At 63.7% G+C, this 18,802-nt stretch carries 18 protein-coding genes; 11 read left to right on the top strand and 7 right to left on the bottom strand.

Going from position 1 to position 18,802, the window contains the following annotated elements:
• Positions 1-267 precede the first annotated feature (267 nt).
• From ACFFWD_RS20525 to ACFFWD_RS20515, 3 genes are all read left to right on the top strand, one after another.
• Positions 268-1,305 carry a PrsW family glutamic-type intramembrane protease gene (locus tag ACFFWD_RS20525; RefSeq protein WP_376968307.1) on the top strand — a complete coding sequence of 346 codons (1,038 nt, stop codon included), beginning with the start codon at positions 268-270 and terminating at the stop codon, positions 1,303-1,305.
• 49 nt (positions 1,306-1,354) lie between these two features.
• Complete coding sequence (locus ACFFWD_RS20520) at positions 1,355-1,933, top strand: HdeD family acid-resistance protein (RefSeq protein WP_376968306.1); 579 nt, start codon at positions 1,355-1,357, stop codon at positions 1,931-1,933.
• 232 nt (positions 1,934-2,165) lie between these two features.
• Positions 2,166-3,251 (top strand): 3-deoxy-7-phosphoheptulonate synthase, encoded by a 1,086-nt coding sequence (locus ACFFWD_RS20515; protein ID WP_376968305.1) that lies wholly within the window; start codon positions 2,166-2,168, stop codon positions 3,249-3,251.
• Between the two features lie 66 nt (positions 3,252-3,317).
• Here the strand turns inward: ACFFWD_RS20515 and ACFFWD_RS20510 are convergent, their stop codons facing one another.
• The 3 genes from ACFFWD_RS20510 to epmA all read right to left on the bottom strand — a co-directional run bounded on the left by ACFFWD_RS20510 (position 3,318) and on the right by epmA (position 5,954).
• Positions 3,318-3,566: a hypothetical protein gene (locus tag ACFFWD_RS20510; protein WP_376968304.1), complete on the bottom strand. Its 249-nt coding sequence runs from the start codon at positions 3,564-3,566 to the stop codon at positions 3,318-3,320.
• Between the two features lie 247 nt (positions 3,567-3,813).
• Positions 3,814-4,905, bottom strand: coding sequence for a lysine-2,3-aminomutase-like protein (locus ACFFWD_RS20505; protein WP_376968303.1), 1,092 nt, complete (start codon positions 4,903-4,905; stop codon positions 3,814-3,816).
• The gene (gene epmA / locus ACFFWD_RS20500) at positions 4,902-5,954 is read right to left on the bottom strand and encodes an EF-P lysine aminoacylase EpmA (protein ID WP_376968302.1); all 1,053 of its coding nucleotides are present in this window, start codon (positions 5,952-5,954) and stop codon (positions 4,902-4,904) included. The genes ACFFWD_RS20505 and epmA overlap by 4 nt, the downstream gene beginning before the upstream one ends.
• 507 nt (positions 5,955-6,461) lie before the next feature.
• Here epmA and efp point away from each other — a divergent pair.
• Positions 6,462-7,028 (top strand): elongation factor P, encoded by a 567-nt coding sequence (efp, locus tag ACFFWD_RS20495; RefSeq protein ID WP_376968301.1) that lies wholly within the window; start codon positions 6,462-6,464, stop codon positions 7,026-7,028.
• A 42-nt stretch (positions 7,029-7,070) separates the two neighbouring features.
• Complete coding sequence (locus tag ACFFWD_RS20490) at positions 7,071-8,654, top strand: M23 family peptidase (protein ID WP_376968300.1); 1,584 nt, start codon at positions 7,071-7,073, stop codon at positions 8,652-8,654.
• Positions 8,655-8,705: 51 nt separating this feature from the next.
• Here the strand turns inward: ACFFWD_RS20490 and ACFFWD_RS20485 are convergent, their stop codons facing one another.
• From ACFFWD_RS20485 to ACFFWD_RS20475, 3 genes are all read right to left on the bottom strand, one after another.
• Positions 8,706-9,128: a chorismate mutase gene (locus tag ACFFWD_RS20485; protein ID WP_376968299.1), complete on the bottom strand. Its 423-nt coding sequence runs from the start codon at positions 9,126-9,128 to the stop codon at positions 8,706-8,708.
• 125 nt (positions 9,129-9,253) lie between these two features.
• Positions 9,254-9,754: a cupin domain-containing protein gene (locus ACFFWD_RS20480; RefSeq protein WP_376968298.1), complete on the bottom strand. Its 501-nt coding sequence runs from the start codon at positions 9,752-9,754 to the stop codon at positions 9,254-9,256.
• A gap of 49 nt (positions 9,755-9,803) precedes the next feature.
• A complete protein-coding gene (locus ACFFWD_RS20475) occupies positions 9,804-10,286 on the bottom strand; it encodes a carboxymuconolactone decarboxylase family protein (RefSeq protein ID WP_376968297.1) in 483 nt (160 codons plus the stop codon).
• Between the two features lie 94 nt (positions 10,287-10,380).
• Here ACFFWD_RS20475 and ACFFWD_RS20470 point away from each other — a divergent pair, with 94 nt between their 5' ends.
• A complete protein-coding gene (locus ACFFWD_RS20470) occupies positions 10,381-10,959 on the top strand; it encodes a MarR family winged helix-turn-helix transcriptional regulator (protein WP_376968360.1) in 579 nt (192 codons plus the stop codon).
• Between the two features lie 54 nt (positions 10,960-11,013).
• Positions 11,014-12,246: a lytic murein transglycosylase gene (locus tag ACFFWD_RS20465; RefSeq protein WP_376968296.1), complete on the top strand. Its 1,233-nt coding sequence runs from the start codon at positions 11,014-11,016 to the stop codon at positions 12,244-12,246.
• Positions 12,247-12,432: 186 nt separating this feature from the next.
• Here the strand turns inward: ACFFWD_RS20465 and ACFFWD_RS20460 are convergent, their stop codons facing one another.
• Positions 12,433-13,431: an aldo/keto reductase gene (locus tag ACFFWD_RS20460; RefSeq protein ID WP_376968295.1), complete on the bottom strand. Its 999-nt coding sequence runs from the start codon at positions 13,429-13,431 to the stop codon at positions 12,433-12,435.
• A gap of 848 nt (positions 13,432-14,279) precedes the next feature.
• Here ACFFWD_RS20460 and ACFFWD_RS20455 point away from each other — a divergent pair.
• The 4 genes from ACFFWD_RS20455 (at position 14,280) to ACFFWD_RS20440 (ending at position 18,650) form a co-directional block, all read left to right on the top strand.
• Complete coding sequence (locus ACFFWD_RS20455) at positions 14,280-15,674, top strand: ABC transporter substrate-binding protein (protein WP_376968294.1); 1,395 nt, start codon at positions 14,280-14,282, stop codon at positions 15,672-15,674.
• A 159-nt stretch (positions 15,675-15,833) separates the two neighbouring features.
• Entirely contained in the window at positions 15,834-16,871 is a 1,038-nt protein-coding gene (locus tag ACFFWD_RS20450) for an ABC transporter ATP-binding protein (RefSeq protein ID WP_376968293.1), read from the top strand.
• A 116-nt stretch (positions 16,872-16,987) separates the two neighbouring features.
• Positions 16,988-17,803, top strand: a complete 816-nt coding sequence (locus ACFFWD_RS20445; protein WP_376968292.1) for a carbohydrate ABC transporter permease — start codon at positions 16,988-16,990, stop codon at positions 17,801-17,803.
• A 1-nt stretch (position 17,804) separates the two neighbouring features.
• The gene (locus tag ACFFWD_RS20440; protein ID WP_376968291.1) at positions 17,805-18,650 is read left to right on the top strand and encodes a carbohydrate ABC transporter permease; all 846 of its coding nucleotides are present in this window, start codon (positions 17,805-17,807) and stop codon (positions 18,648-18,650) included.
• Positions 18,651-18,802 lie beyond the last annotated feature (152 nt).

The raw sequence follows: 18,802 nt of genomic DNA, 5'->3' as shown, positions 1-18,802 counted from the left end.
AAGCGTTGTGACGAAAAGCGAGATCGAAAAACGGAAGCGCGCAGTGAAAGCGCGTGGAACCTAGACGAGAGATGGAACCGGTGACAACGAATGCACCACGGTTTGGCCACGCTTCAGCCGACACCGTGGCAAATTGGCCACGGCGCTGGGTGGGGATTCAGCCGTGCCGGCCGGCCCGACCGCCGTCGCCGATTTGCAATCCGCTGAACTTGCTGCCATTTCTTCGGCACGCATCGCTTTGGTGCCATCAAAGGGGCCGTCCGGCTCATGTTGTTGCTTGAGTCGCTTCCAACGGTAATCGGCGCCGCCGCCATTGCCCCCGCATTGCTGGTGTTGTGGCTCGTCATCGCGGCCGACGAGCGACCTGGACCCGCCGTACAGGTGTGGCTCGCTTTCGTGCTCGGCGCCGCCAGCATCTCGCTGCTCGGGCTCGCGCGGGCGCCGTTCAATGCCCTACTCGCCATTCCCGGGAATCCCTGGACGACGCAGGCCATTCGCGCGGTGTTCGGCGTTGCCGCGCCCGAAGAGATCGTCAAGGTCCTGGTCATCGTGGCGGTGTCGGCACGGCGCCGCGCCTTCGCCAACCCGATGGACACCGTGGTCTATGGCGCGGCCGCGGGACTCGGCTTTGCCGCCTACGAGAACCTCGCCTATCTCGTGCAACACAAGGATATGTGGCGCGCCTTGGCCGCGCTGCGCAGCGTCCTGACCGTGCCGTTTCACGGTGCGCTCGGTATCGTCGCCGGCGCCTATCTTGCGATTGCTCGATCCGGCGGCGCGCTCGGCGCGCATCGGCGCAACCGCGACTGGCAGCGCATCTCGAGCTGGGCGCTGGTGCTGTTCGCGCCGATCGCACTGCATGCGGCATTCGATTTTCCGCTGCTCTCGCTTCAGCGCATTCCTGACCTCGGGTCGACGACGCGGCTGCTGCTCGGGACCGCGAGCGTACTGATCGGATTCTCATCGATCGGCTTCGCGGTGCGGCTGGTGCGGCGGGTTGGCAAACATCACGCGCCGCGCACCGAGCTTGCGCGCGAGCGGCTCGGCCAGCTGCGCCGGATGTGGGCGCTGTTGCTGATCGGCGGCGGCGCAGGCTTTGCCGGCGTCTCCTTCCTGCTCACCTCGATCCATCACTGGTACGTCAATCCCGAGCGCAACGCATCGTTCATCCTGGTGCCGATCGGCTTCACGTCGATCCTGGTCGGCCTCGCGCTGCTGATCGCGACGACCGCGGTCTATGTTCTCGGTCGCAACCGGATGCGGGCGTCGGCGGAGGGCTTTCCGTCGGCACCCGGCCAGGGCTAGGATACCAAGGGCCAGGATACGTCCGACGCCGTGCACCGGGAGAGCCGCGATGAGCCTTTCCAACGATCTCGACAGGCTGAAATCGGAGATGAGCGCCGCGGTCAGGGAGCACTGGAAGGCCTTCCTGTTCGAAGGCATCCTGCTCGTGATCCTCGGCATCGCGGCGATGACGTTGCCGACATTCGCCGGCCTCGCCGTCACCATCTTCCTCGGCTGGATGTTCCTGATCAGCGGCATTGGCGGGCTGATCGTGACGTTCTGGGCGCGCAACATGCCGGGCTTCTGGTGGTCGCTGATCTCGGCCGCGCTCGCCGTCGTTGCCGGCCTCGTGCTGCTGGCGCGCCCGGTGCAGGGCGTGCTGACGCTGACCATTGTGGTCGGCGCCTATTTCCTCGCCGAAGGCGTCGCCACAATCATGTACGCGCTCGAACACCGTCGCGAATTGTCGGGGCGCTGGTCGTGGCTCCTGGTTGCCGGCCTGATGGATATCGTGGTCGCCTTCTTCATCATCGCGGGCCTGCCGGGCTCGGCGGAGTGGGCGATCGGCCTCCTCGTCGGCATCAATCTGATGTTTGGCGGCGCCACTTTGATCGGAATGGCGCTCGCAGCGCGCAACAGCAGCCTATAACGGTCGGCCTGCGCCGGTCGGAATATGGGGTGACAAGCCAAAATCGATAGGCTATAGAGCCGGCCCATGATCACCGTCGCCACCAGCTATTTTTGGTACTTTAGCTACGACAGCTTGCTGGCGGCAGGAGGATCGCGCTCAATCTGAAGAATTGCAGCAGAAGTCCGAACAAGCCGCCAGACCTGGCGGCTTTTTTGTGTGCCGGCAGGTCCCACCCTTAAAGGAGCCAGCCGTGTTGAGCACCACAGACGATCTTCGCATCAAGGAACTGAAGGAGCTGAGTACGCCCGAAGAGGTGATGCGGGAAGTTCCGCGCACCCTGACGGCGACCCGCGTCGTGATGGGCGCGCGCAACGCTATCCACGCGATCCTCAACGGAACCGATGACCGCCTGCTGGTCGTTGTCGGTCCCTGCTCGATCCACGATCCCGCCGCGGCCGTTGATTACGCCGAGCGCCTCTCCGGCTTGCGCGAACAGCTTGCCGACCGCCTCGAGATCGTGATGCGCGTCTATTTCGAGAAGCCGCGCACCACGGTCGGCTGGAAGGGGCTGATCAACGACCCCGATCTCGACGGCAGTTTCGACATCAACAAGGGCCTGCGCCTGGCGCGCAGCGTGCTGTCTGCGGTCAACAACCTCGGCCTGCCGGCCGGCACTGAATTCCTCGATATGACGACGCCGCAATACATCGCCGACCTCGTGTCGTGGGCAGCGATCGGCGCACGCACCACCGAGAGCCAGATCCATCGCGAGCTGGCCTCGGGACTGTCCTGCCCGGTCGGCTTCAAGAACGGCACCGACGGCAATTTGCGGATCGCGGCCGATGCAGTGAAGTCGGCCTCCCACCCGCATCATTTCATGGCGGTGACGAAGGGCGGCCGTTCCGCGATTGCCGCGACCAGCGGCAATGAAGACTGCCACGTCATCCTGCGCGGCGGCCGCGTGCCGAACTATGACGCTGCGAGCGTCGATGCCGCGGCGGCCGAACTCGGCCGTGCCGGCGTTGCGCCGCGGCTGATGGTCGACACCAGCCACGCCAACTCAAGCAAGAAGCCGGAGAACCAGCCAAAGGTCGCGACCGACATCGCCCGCCAGATCGCGGGCGGCGAACAGCGCATTGTCGGCCTGATGATCGAGAGCAATCTGGTTGCCGGACGCCAGGATGTCGTCCCCGGCACGGCGCTGACCTACGGCCAGAGCATCACCGACGGCTGCATCGATTGGGCAACCACGGCCGACGTGCTGAGGGAGCTGGCTGCCTCCGTCGAAGCGCGGCGCGCGACACGTCGCGCCGGTCTGCGGGAACGCTCGGCCTGATGCTGCACGGTTGAGCGCGGAGCGACGGGGCGCGCGAGAGCGCGCTCCGTCGGCTTTCTGCACGGGCTAGCAGCCGCGGCAGATGCTCTTGATCTTCTTGTCGAGCGCGGCGTCTTCCTTGTTCGCCGGCGTGTTCGGGTCGCTCAGATTCCTTTCGCTCGGCACGTCGCTGGCACGTGGCTGCCGGTGGCCGACCGGCGCCTGGATGACCGGCTTGTCCGAGTTCTTCGGGGCATTCGACGATCCGCCCTGCGCCAACGCCTCGGGCGCGCCGACCGCAACCATGAACGCCATCAACAAAACTGCTTTCCGCATCTTGCGTCTCCCGCCTCTCAGCCCTTTTTATCGCGTCCGTTCCGGAACATCGATGGTAGCGCAGTTGCGACGCCCCTGCGCCGCACAATCCTGAACCTTCCGTATATCGGCCATGGTGCCAAGTAGCCAGATTCCCGCAGCCACCAGCACCACAAAGAAGCCGAGCATCACAGCATTTTCGACGGTCCGATTGCCCTCGTCATCGGGTGGCTCCTGTCGTCCGTCCCCGGCCCCGCCCATCGCCGGCTCACGATTTCGGCGGATAGAGGTGAACGTCCCCGCAATAGTCGACGACACGATACTGCTGTTCCGGCAAACCTTCACCGTCAAGCGAAGCCGGCTGCGACAAATAATTCGGCCCGATCGGCGCCTTGCCGTAACCGCCGGGGATGTCGAGCACGTAGTCCGGCTGGCACAGGCCGGAGACCCGGCCGCGCAGAGCGCGCATCAGGTCCTGGCCCGCCTCGATCGAGGTGCGCAGATGCGCGGTGCCCGGCGCGAGATCGCCGTGGTGGAGATAATATGGCTTGATGCGGCATTCGACGAACGCCCGCATCAATGCTTCCAGCGTGGCCGCGTCGTCGTTGACGCCGCGCAGCAACACCGACTGGCTCACCAGGGGTATGCCGGCGTCGGCAAGGCGCGCACAGGCCGCGCGGGCATTCCCGGTCAATTCACGCGGATGATTGGCATGGATCGCGATCCAGGTGGTCGCGTCCCCCACCCGCAGCGCCGCGATCATGTCGTCATCGATCCGCCCCGGATCGGCGATGGGTACGCGGGTATGGATGCGGATGATCTTGACGTGATCGATCCGCGCCAGATCGGCCATGATCTCCGACAGCCTGCGCGGCGACAGCATCAAGGGATCGCCGCCGGTCAGGATCACTTCCCAGACCTCGGAATGGCTGCGGATGTAGTCCAGCGCCGTGCGATAGGCCTCGTCGGACAACGCCGTCGCCTTGCCCGGTCCGACCATTTCGCGGCGGAAGCAGAACCGGCAATACACCGCGCAGACATGGACCAGCTTGAACAGCACCCGGTCGGAATAGCGGTGCACGATTCCGGGCACCGGAGAATGGGCATCGTCGCCGATCGGGTCGGCGTTTTCACCGGGCTGCTCCACGAGCTCGTCGACGCTTGGGATGAACTGCCGCCCGATCGGATCGTTGGGATCGGCTGCATCGATCAGCGCGGCGATGGCGGGCGTGACCGCAACCGCGTAACGCGCGGCGACCTTCTCCAGCCCAGCGAGCGCCGCGGCCGGCGCCAGACCGGCCTCGACCAGTTCGCTCGGCCTGCGCAAGGTGGCCGCCAACTTGGGATCGATCCTGTTCATGGTTCTCCTGCAGGCGGTGTCCACACCACCTGGTCAATCCGGGGCGCGCCGGTTGCGAGCATCACCAGCCGGTCGAAGCCAAGCGCGACACCGCTTGCCTCCGGCATCTGGCCAACCGCGGCCAGGAAATCCTCGTCCAGCGGATAGCGCTCGCCGTAACGGCGGGCCTTCTCATCCATCGCTGCGGTGAAACGATGGCGCTGCTCGCCGGCATCGGTCAACTCGCCAAAGCCGTTGGCGAGCTCGACGCCGCAGGCATAGACCTCGAAACGCTCGGCGACGCGCGGGTCGCCGGCCTTGGTCCGCGCCAGCGCCGCTTCCGGCGCCGGGTATTCGAACAGCACGGTGAGGCGGCCCTGTCCCAGATCGGGCTCGACATGCTCGACCAGCACCTTGCTGAAGATATCGGACCAGGTGTCGTCGTCGGTGACCCGCACGCGCGCGCCGGCGGCAGCCGCCAGCGCCGCGCGATCGCCCTCGCCGTCGACGATCGTGGACAGGAGGTCGATCCCGGCGAAGCGTGTGAAGGCGCCAGCGACGGTCAAGAGCTCCGGCTCGGCGAAGGGATCGGCCGTTCTGCCGCGGAACGCGAACGTCCCGATCCCGGTCGCCTGCGCGGCGTGGGCAATCACGACGATGGTGTCGGCCATGATGGCGTCATAGCCCGCATCGGCGCGGTACCATTCCAGCATGGTGAACTCGGGCAGATGAAGATCGCCGCGTTCGCGGTCGCGGAACACACGGGCGAACTCGTAGATTCTCGGCTCGCCTGCCGCGAGCAGCTTCTTGCAAGCGAATTCCGGCGAGGTGCGCAAATAACGTGTGACCTGCGAGCCGTCGGCACGGATTAGTTCGGTGCGTGGGGCATGCAGATGCGTCTCGTTTCCGGGCGAGACCTGCAAAACCCCGGTTTCGACCTCCGCAAACCCCTGTTCTTCAAACCAGTCCCTGAGCGCCCTGGTGATCGCGCTCCGCGCTTGCAGGAATGGCCGCCGGTCGGCATAGCGGGCCGGTCTCCACCACGGCGATGGCTGGTCCTGCCCGGTCATTCCGTCATCTCCGTCTCCACAGAATCGACATCAGCACAGAATCGACATCAGCGAGTCGATTCGCCTGCTTAAAAAGCCGACACAAGTCATTGATATCAAAACAATAGATAGTCGGCACAACATTCATCTTACGGCGGCACGCCGACGTCCGCCCCTTCATGTCGAAAGACGCCGGCCTTGTCCATCGAGCTGAACCCGGCCGGCCGTACGTCCCATGGAGACTCATCAACGGGATAAGCGCATGTTCGGCCGATTGCGAGGACCCGGATTTCAGCTGCTGTTGGGCTGCCCTGCCGGCCACGCCCGAAGGCAGTCAAAACTCCAGAACCCGGTCGGAAATAGGGGTTCGCCGACCCGCCATTCAGGTGGTTGGCAACCTGGCAAAACCGGCCGCAAAAGGCTGGCATCTCAGGGACAAATCAGTATGTTGCAGCCCGAAATCGCCGCCATGGCCGACGGGCTCCCATCCGGTTTGCGTCCCCGGCCGCCAAATTCAGGAAAACACCTTTGAAAGTCATCGCCAGTTCCATCCGCAAGGGCAATGTCATCGAGCAGGACGGCCGGCTCTATGTGGTCTTGTCCGCCGAAAACATTCACCCCGGCAAGGGCACCCCGGTCAGCCAGATCGAAATGCGTCGCATTGGCGACGGCGTGAAGGTCTCGGAGCGCTACAAGACCACCGACCAGGTCGAGAAGGCCACCGTCGAAGACCACAACTTCAACTATCTTTATGAAGACGGCGACGGCTTCCACTTCATGAACAACGAGAACTACGACCAGGTCCAGGTCTCCAAGGAGATCGTTGGAACGTCGGCGCCCTACCTGCAGGAAAACATGACCGTGAAGCTCTCGCTTCATGAAGGAAATCCGGTCGCGATCCAGCTGCCCCAGCGCGTGACGCTGGAAGTGGTGGAAACCGAGCCGGTCACGAAGGGCCAGACCGCCTCCTCATCCTACAAGCCCGCCGTGCTCTCCAACGGCCTGCGCACCGGCGTGCCGCCGCACATCACCACCGGCACGCGCATCGTTGTCATGACCGAAGACGGCTCCTACGTTGAAAGAGCCAAGGACTAGACGCTAGTCTTTCTGGCGGTCGCGCATGAGTCGAGGGGTGCCTTGAGCAGGACAACTGTCAGCTTCACCATTTGCTGGCTGGCAGCGCTGCTCTTGCCCCTGCCCGGTGCCTCCGCCGACGAGTTCAGGACACCATCGATCTCGGCGATGCGGGTCGAGTGGCGCGCAGCGCTCGACCAGCTCCGGCAGGAGATCGGCACCCAGCCGGCCGTTGCCGCCAATTTCAGCTTCGCCAGCCAGCGCCGTGTCGCAGGATCCGATCCGCGCGCGACGCCAGCGCTGGTGCAATTGAACGCGGTGACGGCGCCGATCTTCCCGGGCATCGTCAGCAGCCCGATTCCCGTGCTGCTGCCGTTCGACACTGCGGCCTATCTCGACGCGCGGCAGCACGGTGCTCCGGACGGCCTGTCGCTACAGCGCTTTCAGGCGGACTTCCGCGCGGCCGATGTCTTCCACGCCGGCGCGTCCGGCTATGACGCGGTGTTCTCGCTCGTATCAGGTGCCGGCGACGGCATGCCGCAGCGGACCTTTGCCCGGCCGGTCGAGGTGCAGATCACGGGTTCGATCCTGGTCTACGACCTCGCCGACCGCCTCGGCGGCAAGGGCGAGCCCGTCAAGGCGCTCGCGAGCCAGTTCCCGGACCTGCGCCGTTTCATCCGCGAAGGCTATCTGCGCTACGCCTTCACCCGCTTCGGCATCCCCTATGTGGTGTCGATCCAGTGCCTCGACAGTGTGCCGCGGCCGAGGCGGCTGGCCTGCCGCGAGGCCTATCCGGTGGCTGAACGGTTCCTCAGGGCGTTGCGCGTCGCCGGTGGCCAGCCGTCGCGGCCGCGCAGCGACATCGCCGCCAGCGTCGCCGAACGGCCTGCGACGACAGCGTCCGACTTCACCTACCGATCGAGCGGCGACATCGCCGCCAACAGCGGCGGACGCAAGCAGGGCGGCCACGCCGACCTCACCGTCTACTCGCAGATCCGCTTTCCGCTCGCGAAGGTGCCAGCCTTCGCCCATTCGCAATCCTTCGCCACGCGTAAATCCGACGGGCGCGCCGACGAGTATCCCTGGCAGGACAATTTCTGCGAGGCACGCAGCTTCGAGGTCGGACAGTGCGACAGCGGTTACGGTCATCAAGGCCAGGACCTCAGGCCCGCGCGATGCCCGGCCGACGGCAACAGCGGTTGCGACCCCAAGCAGCAGGCCGTCATCGCCGTGCGCGACAGCATCGTGATCCGCGCGCCGCAGCAGCAGTCGGCGACCCTGCAGGTCAACACCGAGACCGAGCACGTCCGCTTTCGCTACATGCATATGAACCCGTCGGCCATGGATGCCGATGGCCTGCTCAACGGCCGCCGCGTCGCCGAAGGCGAGAACATCGGTGTCGTCTCGAACTATCTCGACCACCCCAACGGCACGTCGCGGCACCTGCATTTCGACGTACAGGTGTTCACGCGCGACGGCTGGCTCTGGGTCAATCCCTACACCACACTGGTGTCAGCCTATGAACGGCGGATACGCGGCCGCGGCCGCGAGATTGGACCGGATGCCGGACCGGCCGCCGCCGTGGCCCACGTCCTGCCCGACGACGTGACGCGTCGCATCGACAGGCAGGAAGGTGGCGGCAACTAAAGCGCCTTGGTGATACTCGGCGCCATTCCGCCGTTTCGACCGCACTTCCGGCTATTTCTTCCAGGGCGCATCACCGCGCGCCGCGGCGGCCGCGAAGATGTCCTGCTCGTAATCGATGAAGGCGCGCACCATCGCGCGATAGGCGGCTTCCGCGACCTTCGGCGACAGCCCATCCTGTTCGGCCAGCGCCATCGCCTTCTTGACCACCGCCTCGGCCCGCTCCGGCGCTTCGACCTGCGCCGGATTGGCCTTGAAACGCGCGGCTTCGTGAACGTAGCGGCCGCGCTCGGCCATCAGACGCACGATCTCACGATCGAGCCGGTCGATATTGCTCCGCACCTCCGCGAGCGTCTTGCAGCAGGCGCCACCGTTGACCGTCGGGCTGCCCCACAGAGCAGCCGATGTCGTTGCGGGCTCCTCTGCCCAAGCCAGGGCTGGAGCAAGGAGCATGAACAGAACCACCATCAACCGCATCGAGCGCCTCCTGCCAGCGATCACATCCTCTTTCGCCAAGCCGACTTAGAGCATGATCCAGCAGAGTGTGAAACGGCGGCGAAAGGCCTCCGCGCGGATTCGTCGGCGCAGGCGAGCGTCAATCGCTACTCGAGATACGTCGTGAGTTGTGCGCCCTCGTCGGCGACGAACACGGCGACCAATTCCGCCGGCTCCGTCGTGCTCGCATTGGCCGAGACCAGATGCGTCGAGCCGGGCGGCTCGAAGAAGGATTGGCCGACCTTGAACGTCTCGACCGGCCCGCCGCCAAGCTGCGAGCGGATCTCGCCCCTGGTGACATAGGCCGTCACCGAACCGGCGTGGCGGTGCGGACGCGAGAAGCCGCCGGGGCCATAGGTCACGCGGACGATCGTGACGCGCTTGCCGGGCACGTTCGGCAGCGCGTGCGAGGTGATCAGCTCGACCTTGTCGAGCGCCGAGCCCTCCGCATTGGCGGCGGCGCACAGCGGCATGATGGCCGTGGCGATCGCATCCATGTTGAGCGGCAATGATCTGCCAATCACCAACGCGCAAGCGAGCCCGGCAACGACTGCAAGCGAGGCCGGCCGCAGCGGTGGAACGGACAGTGGCATTGTCATCGACGTCATCGATCTTCTCCCCTTCAATCCTGTTGTTCAGTCGATCCGACGAGCCGATTCACGATGCAGCCGCGTCCGCCGCCGTCGTTTTCCGCGCCGGCGGCGTCCAGCGATAGGCGGCGCCGAACCGGTTCCAGACATTGATCGATGCGACTGCCGAGGTCAGATAGGTGAGCTCCACCTCGGAGAACTCCGCGGTCGCCTGCGCATAGACGTCGTCGCTGACGCCGTTCGGCAGCGTCGTCAGCGCTTCGGTCCAGGCCAGCGCTGCACGCTCGCGCGCAGAAAACTGCGGCGCCTCGCGCCACACAACGACGAGGTTCAGCTTGTCGACGGGAACGCCGAGGCTCTCGCCCAGCAGGATGTGATACTGCACGCAAAAGGCGCAGCCGTTGATTTGCGAGGCCCGCAGCTTGACGAGCTCGATCAGCTGCTTGTCGAGGCCGGCCTTCGCCGCGAACTGGCCGAGCGAGCGTACGGCGGCGAACACATCCGGCGCGAGCTTCTCGAAATCAACGTATTCCTTGCGAGCGTGTGACATTGGCCTGCCCTCATGTTATCAGAGTCCTGATACGTTATAAGAGCACTGATACATGAGCAAGACACGGACCTCGGCGAAGACGGAATTGAGCGGCATGGCCGGAATGCGAAAACGCCGGAAATCCGCTGCCGCAAAAAAACGCCTTGCGAAGAGCCGAACCGGGACGAAGTCGGCAAGCCGTCAAAGATCGTCCGCGGAGGATCCTGTCCTCGCGCTCTCGGTCCCGCCGCCACCCGGCCGCGGCAAGCGTGGCGAGCAGGGCTACCTCGCCTACCTGCTCCGCCAGGCCCAGGCCGCAGCGCGGCTTTCGTTGGAGCGCGCGCTCGCTGGCCTCGGCGTGACCACGCCGCAATTCGTCGTCCTGACGATGCTGAGGGCCTATCCCGGCCTCTCCGGCGCGGATCTGGCGCGGGTTGCGATCCTGACGCCGCAGACGGTCGGCGTGATCATCCGCAACCTCGAGCGTGACGGCGCGATCCGCAAATCCCCGCACCCCGTCCACGGCCGGGTGTTGCAGTGGACGCTGACCCGACGCGGAACCACGCTGCTCGACAAATGCCGCCGCATCGCCCATGCGCACGAGCGTCGCCTCGCCCATGGCCTGCCCCCTAGGGCGGAACTCGTGGTCCGGCGCTGGTTGTCAAAAATCGCCACAGATTTGCAGGATAGCTAATTCCCGCGGCGTCATGGCTTTGGCCCACACGATCGGCGCCGCTAGACTGGCGGCATGAAACAGCCTGATTCCCTGAAATCCCCTGCCCGCCGCGTCCTGCTGAAAGCGGGGGCCGCAGCCGGCGCCGTGCTCGTCAATCCGCTCGCGGCGTTGGCGGCACCTGCCGGCTTCGACCAATGGCGCGACAATTTCCGCGCCCGTGCGCTCGCAAGAGGCATCACTGAGGCGACCTGGAATCGCTGCATGGCGCGGGTCGAGCCCGACATGAGCGTGTTCCGGCAGATGCGCAATCAGCCGGAATTCCACGAGCAGATCTGGCAGTACATCAATCGCCGCGTCTCGGACTGGCGCGTCATCCACGGCCGCGAGGCGCTGAAAAAGAACGAGGCGCTGTTCGCCCGGATCGAGCGCGACTTCGGCGTCGAACGGGGCACGCTGCTCGCGCTGTGGGGCGTCGAGTCAGCCTATGGCGATCCGCTGGTGCAGCAGAACCACATGACGCCGGTGTTCCCGTCGCTTGCGGCGCTCGCCTGGAACGAGCCGCGCCGCAAGGCCTATTGGGAGACCGAGCTGATCAACGCGATGAAGATCGTGCAGCGCGGCTGGAGCACGCCGGAAGAGATGAACGGCTCCTGGGCCGGCGCCATGGGCCATTCGCAGTGGATGCCGGAAGTCTGGCTCAATGTCGGCTTCGACTATGACGGCGACGGCAAGGTCTCCCCGTTCGGCCGGCCTGACGACGCGCTGGGCTCGACGGCGAAATACCTGGTCAATCGCGGCAAGTGGCACCGTGGCGAGCATTGGGGTTACGAAGTCCGCGCGCCCGGCGGCGGCGCCAGCGGCAGCCGCACCTATGCCGCGTGGGCCAGCGCCGGCGTCACCCGCGCCGACGGCCAACCCTTCCCGCAGCCGAATGCGTCGGCGCAACTCTGGATTCCCGTTGCCGGCGGTCCGGCGTTTCTGCTCGGGCCGAATTTCTATTCGGTAAAGAGCTACAACCCGTCGATGAACTATGCGCTGGCGATCTGCCATCTCGGTGACCGCTGCCTCGGCGGACCGCCCTTCATCCAGCCCTTCCCCGGCTCGGAGCGCGCGCTGACGCTGGCCGAGGTGCAGGAGATGCAGACCCGCCTGACCAAGGCCGGCTTCGACACCGGCGGCAATGACGGCCGCGTCGGCAACGACACCATGAAGGCGGTCAAGGACTATCAGACCAAGATGGGCCTGCTGCCCGCCGACGGCTACGGCGGGCTCAAGGTGCTGGCGCGGTTGCGCCAGGGCGGCTAGGCGGTCGACCGATAGTCCCGGCAGCATGACGTGCCGGAGTTGATGTCCGCTTCACTCCTGAAGCGACGTGGTTGCTGCGCGGCGCCGAAATGACGCGATGGGCCAAACTCGGAAGTCATCGCTTCCTAAATTGGAGGCGGTAGCAGCAGATTTCTAGCTGCAATCGTGTATGAGCAACCTGGGCAATCATCGTGGTTCGCCAGAGAATTCCTGCCACAGCGCTGATAGCCGGTCGAATGCAGCTCGCGGTAGTGGGCCTTTTTGAACCGCCGCGAGTGCGTCCTCGAACTGCTGCAGCGTCGCTATGCCAACTAAGGTGGTGCCCATCGCCGGGTGCGACAGCGCAAACCGCGTGGCGGCTTCGGTCAGGCTGGTGGCGAACCCTTCCTTGACCAGCGGGACTAGACGGCGTGCGCGATCGACGTCGGCATCGTAGCTCATAGCAGAACCAATCGGCTCGGGCGCCGGACCTGCGATCGGGTGACGCTCGGCTGAGCCCGATAATGCGCCGCCGGCAAGCACGCGGATACCCACTACTCCAACGCCGGCCGCCTTGGTGTGGTCGAATAATCGTCCGTAGTCTTGGGCCGGATAGTTCGTCGGCAATTCCTCGGCGGCAGATGGGTTGAGCATGTTGTAGACGACTTGCGCGCTGTCGAAGGCGCGTGAATCGATCACTTGATGCAGTGCCGCGGTGTCGCCTACTGCCGTAATCCCGAGGAAACGAGTCTTCCCCTGCTGACGCAGGCGCTCGAACGCTGGTACTACGTCGCCGAGCACCTGTCGGACGCTCAGCGCCAATCCACCTCCTGTCTCGGTAATCGGATTGTGCAAGTGAAAGATGTCGACCTGGTCAAGACGTAGTCGTTCCAGACTACCTTCGAGCGACATCGTTACGGCGTCGGCAATGCGACCGAACTCGCTGGGCAGCAACCGGACTTTGGTGCCAACCGCCGCGTTAGCTGGTTTCAGCCTTTGCAGGACGCTGCCAAGGTTCTTTTCCGATTCTCCATTGCCGTACTGCACCGCGGTGTCGAAGTAGTTCACGCCAGCGGCGATCGCCCGCGCGATGGTACGCTCCTGCTCGGCAGGATCGCCGCGTACCATAAGCCCGCCCACTGCGCCGCAGCCGAAGCCCAGCACCGAGAGCTGCATCCCCGTACGCCCAAAGACCCGCAATTGCATCGCTGTTCCTCCGACTGCATATAGCGAGCGGCCAAACGGTTACCGCTCCTTCCAACAGCTTGACGAATTGCCGCCGTCGCATGTGTTCGTAAGAACCGGGCCTTGCGCAGTCTTTCAAGACTAGCACTTTTCGACTGGCGGACGCGTGAGACATGGCTCACATCCCGTATCAAGTGCTAATCGAGCCAGATATCCGGTAAGCGTCAAGTAACGCCGATTTCGACGTGGGCCGCTGATTTCCTACCTACTCCAATCCACGGACATTTATGAGCACCCGGACATGTCCCGAAGTGCCAAGAGTCGACGTTTCCTTACCGGGCCTCGCGGCCATAAGCGTTCTCATGGCGCCAGCGCGTTGAGTAAGATATTGGCCTCCTTCAAGTCGAGTGTGCCGAAGACCCTCGGTGAACCAGCCGTAGATTGGAGCGAGGTGATCGCGGGCTTCGGTGCTCCTGCCTCGGTCGCCCCAGAGGCGCGCATCGCGCGTTGGCCGCGGTGCAGCAACCTCGCGTGGCGGAATGTCTCTGCACGTCGGCCATTCCTTTTTGTTTTGTGGCTGTGCAGAAGAGGGAGTATCATATTCACCGCCCGGTGACCTCACTTAGGCGGGTTGAGCTATCCGTCAGAACCAACTGCCATTGCTGGTGGCCGGAGGGTAGCGATGCATTCTACCGCGGCCCGAATAACCATCTTTGGACCAGCTGGTGGCCGAACCAACCAGGAGGTCAGTTTTGGAGCGCGCCTGCCGACCTAGGGGGCGGGGCTCTTTCATACGCGCCCACTGCAGTCGAGGAACCAGGCTAAGGCCTTTTTCAGCGCCAGCCTGAAAAAGAGCGCCACCACGCAATGTGGTCGGTCAAGGCAACGACTGTCAGGAGGAGACACACATGCGGCCAGAACGAGAAATTTCCACATCCGCCGTCACACGACGCGGGTTTTTGAAACAGGTGGGCGCCGCGGCCGGAGCGGCGGGCCTGGCGCCGGCGGCTTCGATGCCGTTTGTGTCTACCGCTCTTGCACAGACCAGGACGCTAAAGATCCTTCAGTGGAGCCATTTCGTGCCTCAGTACGATAAATGGTTCGATAGTTTCGCAACGGCGTGGGGCAAGAATAACGGCGTCACCGTAACCGTTGATCACATCCCGCATCTGGAGCTGCCGGCGCGCGCCGCGGCCGAGGTTGCTGCGGGAGCCGGACATGACATTTTTGCCTTCAATGGATCGGGTGGCCCGCATTTGTACGAAAAACATGTCGTCGATCTCAGCAGTCTCGTCAGCGAGGTGGAAAAGAAGCACGGCAAGGTCCAGCAGATCGGTCGCCAGATTGCGTACAACGAGGGTACGAAGGTCTGGAGCGCCCTTCCAGCCTACTACATCCGGTTTCCCGGCCTTTACCGGAAGGACCTGTGGGACGAGATCGGGATGAAACCCGATACCTGGGAAGATATCCGCGTCGGTGGGACCAAGCTGAAGGCGAAGGGCTCCCCGGTTGGGATCGGGCTTGGGCACTCCGTCGACCCGAACCTTTCCTACCGCAGCATGCTGTGGAGCTATGGCGCGTCTGAATGCGACGAGACGGGCAAGCGCGTCACCCTCAACTCCAAAGCGACGCTCGAGGTCGTGAAGCTGGTTCGCGCCCTCTATAGAGACGCCATGGAGCCGGAAGTCCTGTCCTGGGACGATGCCAGCAACAACCGATATCTCGCATCCGGTCGAGGATCATGGATTCACAACCCGATCTCCGCATACCGGTCGATACAGAAGGCCAACCCCGAATTGGCCGACAAGATCTCCGTCTGGAAGACGCCGACCGGCCCTGTTCGCAGGTTGGCGTGTGGGGCGCCCAACTCCTACGTGGTCTGGCGTTTCGCGCGCAACAAGGACACGGCAATCGAGTTCCTGCGCTACTGGACTGACAATTGGGTGGCCTCCTTCGAAGCGAGCACGGGCTACAATCATCCGCTGTTCGAGAACATCGTGCCCAAGCCCATGCCGATCTTGTCGAACGACCCAACCTCGCACCCCGCCGACAAGCTGCAGGTGCTGGAGACCGCCAATGAGTGGCACGCTACTTATGGCTATCCGGGACCGGCCGGACCGGCCTCGGACGAGGTCGCGGACAATTTCATCGTCGTCGACATGATGGCCAAGGCCGCAACCGACAAAGCGACGCCAGAGGAAGCGGTCGCCTGGGCGCAGAAAGAGATCGAGCTGATCTACAAGAAGTGGTCGGAGATATTGTGAACCCAACAGCGGGGCGGGCGGATAGAGCTGCTCGCCTCGCGAAACGTCAGGGCTTCTATGCTGGCGAACGTTGGTATCGATCGGGCAAGGCAATTGCAGCCTGCCGGCCGCTGAGGGCAGCTTTAGGCGCTCCCTGCCCAAGGCAAGGAGGAAGTCGAGATGGCCGCGGTGGTTACCAAAGAAATCAGGAAGGATTTCGGTGATGTCGCTGCCGTCGATGGCGTGAGCTTATCGGTCCGCGACGGCGAGTTTCAGGTACTGCTCGGTCCATCGGGATGCGGCAAGACTACCTTCCTGAGGATCATCGCCGGTCTTGAGCGGCAAACGTCCGGCGACGTCCTGATCAACGACGAAATCGTCAATGACATCACGCCGCGCGCGCGTGGGGTCGCAATGGTGTTTCAGAGCTACGGCCTCTATCCGCACCTGACTGTCGCCAACAACATTGCATTTCCGCTGAGGACGCAGGGTACGCCACGGCCCGAGATCAAGCGCAAGGTCGATTGGGCCGCCGGCCTGCTCGGCATCGACCATCTGCTTCACCGGCGTCCCCGCCAGCTTTCGGGAGGCGAGCGCCAGCGCGTGGCGCTGGCCCGCGCGCTCGTACGCAATCCAACCGTGTTCCTGCTGGATGAACCGCTGTCCAATCTCGACGCGAAGCTACGGGCAAGCGCGCGCAGTGAGCTGAAGCAGTTCCAGCAGAAGGTGGGAACGACCACCATTTACGTCACGCACGACCAGGTCGAGGCCATGGGCATGGGCGATCGCATCGCGGTTATCGACCATGGCAAGCTCCGACAAGTCGGAACTCCAAGCGAGATTTACGACCATCCCGCTGACGATTTTGTCGCGGGTTTCCTCGGGACCCCGCCCATGAACTTGGTCGAACATAACGATGGACTCTTGGGTTTTCGGCCAGAGCATTTCCTGCCGCGGGAAATGCTCGACGGAGCCGCTCTCTCCGAGCTGTCCTTCCGCATCGATCGCATGGAGTATCTCGGATCGGAGCGCATCTTGTACGGCGCACTGGATGGCTTCCAGGCGAAGCGCGAAGTCACGGCGAAGCTGCCCGCCCACGTTCCGTTGTCGGGTATCCGCGCAGGTGGATGGCACAAATTTGCCGTTCGGGAAGCCGAGCTGCGCTATTTCGACCGGGACGGTCGGTGTACCGTGAGCCCCAAGGAGCAAGCTCGATGAGCGCGATCGCCGAGGCAACCGCGCCCCGTCGACCGACACGATCGCGGTTTGCCGCGTTCGATCGGCTCGAGGTGCTGGGGCCGCTGTTCATCATCCCCGCGATCCTTTATGTCGTCGTGCTCGTCGGACTGCCATTCCTGCTTGCCCTGTATTACAGCGTCAGCGCCTACAGCATCTTCAATCCGAGCTGGACGTTTGTCGGGTTGAGGAACTTCCGTGAGGTAATCGACAGCGAGATCTTCCGGCGGACGCTGGCCAATACTCTCATCTTCACGATCAGTTCCCAAATCATCGGCCTGCTGCTGGGCAAGATCGGCGCCATGCTCCTCTTGCAAAAGTTCCCGGGGCGCGGGCTTGCACGTGCGCTTATCGTTCTGCCCTGGGCAGTACCGGTGTCACTGGCGACGCTGGCCTGGGTGTGGATGTTCGACTCGCTCTATAGCGTCATCAACTGGACGCTGGTGGCGGCAGGATTGATCGATCCGGCACACCGGCCACAATGGCTGGGGCAAGAGGATTTGGCGATGATTGCCGTGGCGACCGTGCATGCGTGGCGATTGTTTCCTTTCGGCGTCGTGATCTTCCTTGCCGGATTTACGTCGGTGCCGCAGGATGTGCTCGATGCCGCCACGATCGACGGTGCGGGCTTCTGGCGCCGCAACTATCAAATCATCCTGCCAATCATCGCCCCGATCATCATGATCGCTCTGATCTTTGGCACCGTGTTCACCTTCACGGATCTCAGCGTCGTCTATTTGCTGACGAAGGGCGGACCGATCAATAGCACGCAGGTGCTCGGCACGCTTGCGTTTCAGGTGGGCATCCTCTCGGGCGATGTCGCTCACGGAGCGGCCATTTGTCTGTTCCTGTTCCCCTTCCTCCTGGTCGCAGTGATCCTGCTCTTGCGGTCGCTGCGGCGGCGGGAGATTTGACATGCCGCGCCTTGCCGGAAAAATAGTTGGGCAGGGTTCGTTTTATGGCGCGGTGGTTACTTTGGTTGTATTCGCCGCGTTTCCCTTCTATTGGATGCTGATTACCACCTTCAAGACGGACGGCGACCTCTACAATCTCAAGTCCATCCCTTATTGGTTCAACGCGCCGCCTACGGTCGAGCATCTCAAGTATTTGTTTGAAGACACGCTGTTCGTGCAGTGGCTGTCCAACTCCGCCCTTATCGGGCTTTGTGTCGTGGCTATCACTCTTCTCGTGGCCCTGCCGGCCGGCTATGGACTAGCGCGCATGCCGGGCCGTAGCGGTGAAAATCTGAGCATCGGCATTTTCCTGACCTATTTAGTGCCGCCGACGCTTCTGTTCCTGCCTCTCGCGCGAGTGGTTACGCTGCTCGGATTGCAGGACAGCATGTGGGCTCTTGTCGTCGTCTATCCCACTTTCACCATCCCGTTCTGCACCTGGCTGCTTATGGGCTTCTTCAAGTCGGTGCCGCGGGAGATCGAGGAGGCCGCAATCGTCGACGGCTGCACTGTCGTGGGGGCATTCGTGAAAACGGTCCTCCCTCTTTCGGTGCCTGCCATTCTGACCGTGGTGATCTTCGCGTTCACGCTGACGGTGCAAGAGTTCGTGTACGCGCTGACCTTCATCTCCTCTTCCAGCGAGAAGCCCGTTACTTTGGGAGTCGCGACAGATTTGATCCGCGGAGATATTTTTTATTGGGGCGAATTGATGGGGGCGGCGCTTATTTCCAGCGTCCCGGTGGCGATCGCCTATAATCTCTTTTTGGACCGATTCATCAGCGGCATCACGGGCGGCGCCGTCAAATAGTCGGCCGTTTCCGACGCCGAGCAACTAACCTCATCCGGGGCCGCCGACAGCAATGCGGACGCGGTGGATCACTCGGCTGGTATGACGTGCCGGAGCTGATGTCCGCGTCACTCCTAGAGCGGCGTGGTTGCCGCGCGGCACCGAAATGACGC

It is taken from the genome of Bradyrhizobium erythrophlei, assembly GCF_042430365.1.
Taxonomy (GTDB): domain Bacteria; phylum Pseudomonadota; class Alphaproteobacteria; order Rhizobiales; family Xanthobacteraceae; genus Bradyrhizobium; species Bradyrhizobium erythrophlei.
This window is presented reverse-complemented; position numbering and strand designations above follow the sequence as displayed.

What these genes read in the sequence shown, in the direction of transcription:
- ACFFWD_RS20465 (WP_376968296.1), top strand. Translation starts at nt 11,014, where the DNA reads ATGAAACAGCCTGATTCCCTGAAATCCCCTGCCCGCCGCGTCCTGCTG.
- ACFFWD_RS20510 (WP_376968304.1), bottom strand. Translation starts at nt 3,566, where the DNA reads ATGCGGAAAGCAGTTTTGTTGATGGCGTTCATGGTTGCGGTCGGCGCG.
- ACFFWD_RS20475 (WP_376968297.1), bottom strand. Translation starts at nt 10,286, where the DNA reads ATGTCACACGCTCGCAAGGAATACGTTGATTTCGAGAAGCTCGCGCCG.
- ACFFWD_RS20520 (WP_376968306.1), top strand. Translation starts at nt 1,355, where the DNA reads ATGAGCCTTTCCAACGATCTCGACAGGCTGAAATCGGAGATGAGCGCC.
- epmA (WP_376968302.1), bottom strand. Translation starts at nt 5,954, where the DNA reads ATGACCGGGCAGGACCAGCCATCGCCGTGGTGGAGACCGGCCCGCTAT.
- ACFFWD_RS20460 (WP_376968295.1), bottom strand. Translation starts at nt 13,431, where the DNA reads ATGCAATTGCGGGTCTTTGGGCGTACGGGGATGCAGCTCTCGGTGCTG.
- ACFFWD_RS20525 (WP_376968307.1), top strand. Translation starts at nt 268, where the DNA reads ATGTTGTTGCTTGAGTCGCTTCCAACGGTAATCGGCGCCGCCGCCATT.
- ACFFWD_RS20440 (WP_376968291.1), top strand. Translation starts at nt 17,805, where the DNA reads ATGCCGCGCCTTGCCGGAAAAATAGTTGGGCAGGGTTCGTTTTATGGC.
- ACFFWD_RS20450 (WP_376968293.1), top strand. Translation starts at nt 15,834, where the DNA reads ATGGCCGCGGTGGTTACCAAAGAAATCAGGAAGGATTTCGGTGATGTC.
- ACFFWD_RS20470 (WP_376968360.1), top strand. Translation starts at nt 10,381, where the DNA reads ATGGCCGGAATGCGAAAACGCCGGAAATCCGCTGCCGCAAAAAAACGC.
- ACFFWD_RS20505 (WP_376968303.1), bottom strand. Translation starts at nt 4,905, where the DNA reads ATGAACAGGATCGATCCCAAGTTGGCGGCCACCTTGCGCAGGCCGAGC.
- ACFFWD_RS20480 (WP_376968298.1), bottom strand. Translation starts at nt 9,754, where the DNA reads ATGACGTCGATGACAATGCCACTGTCCGTTCCACCGCTGCGGCCGGCC.
- ACFFWD_RS20485 (WP_376968299.1), bottom strand. Translation starts at nt 9,128, where the DNA reads ATGCGGTTGATGGTGGTTCTGTTCATGCTCCTTGCTCCAGCCCTGGCT.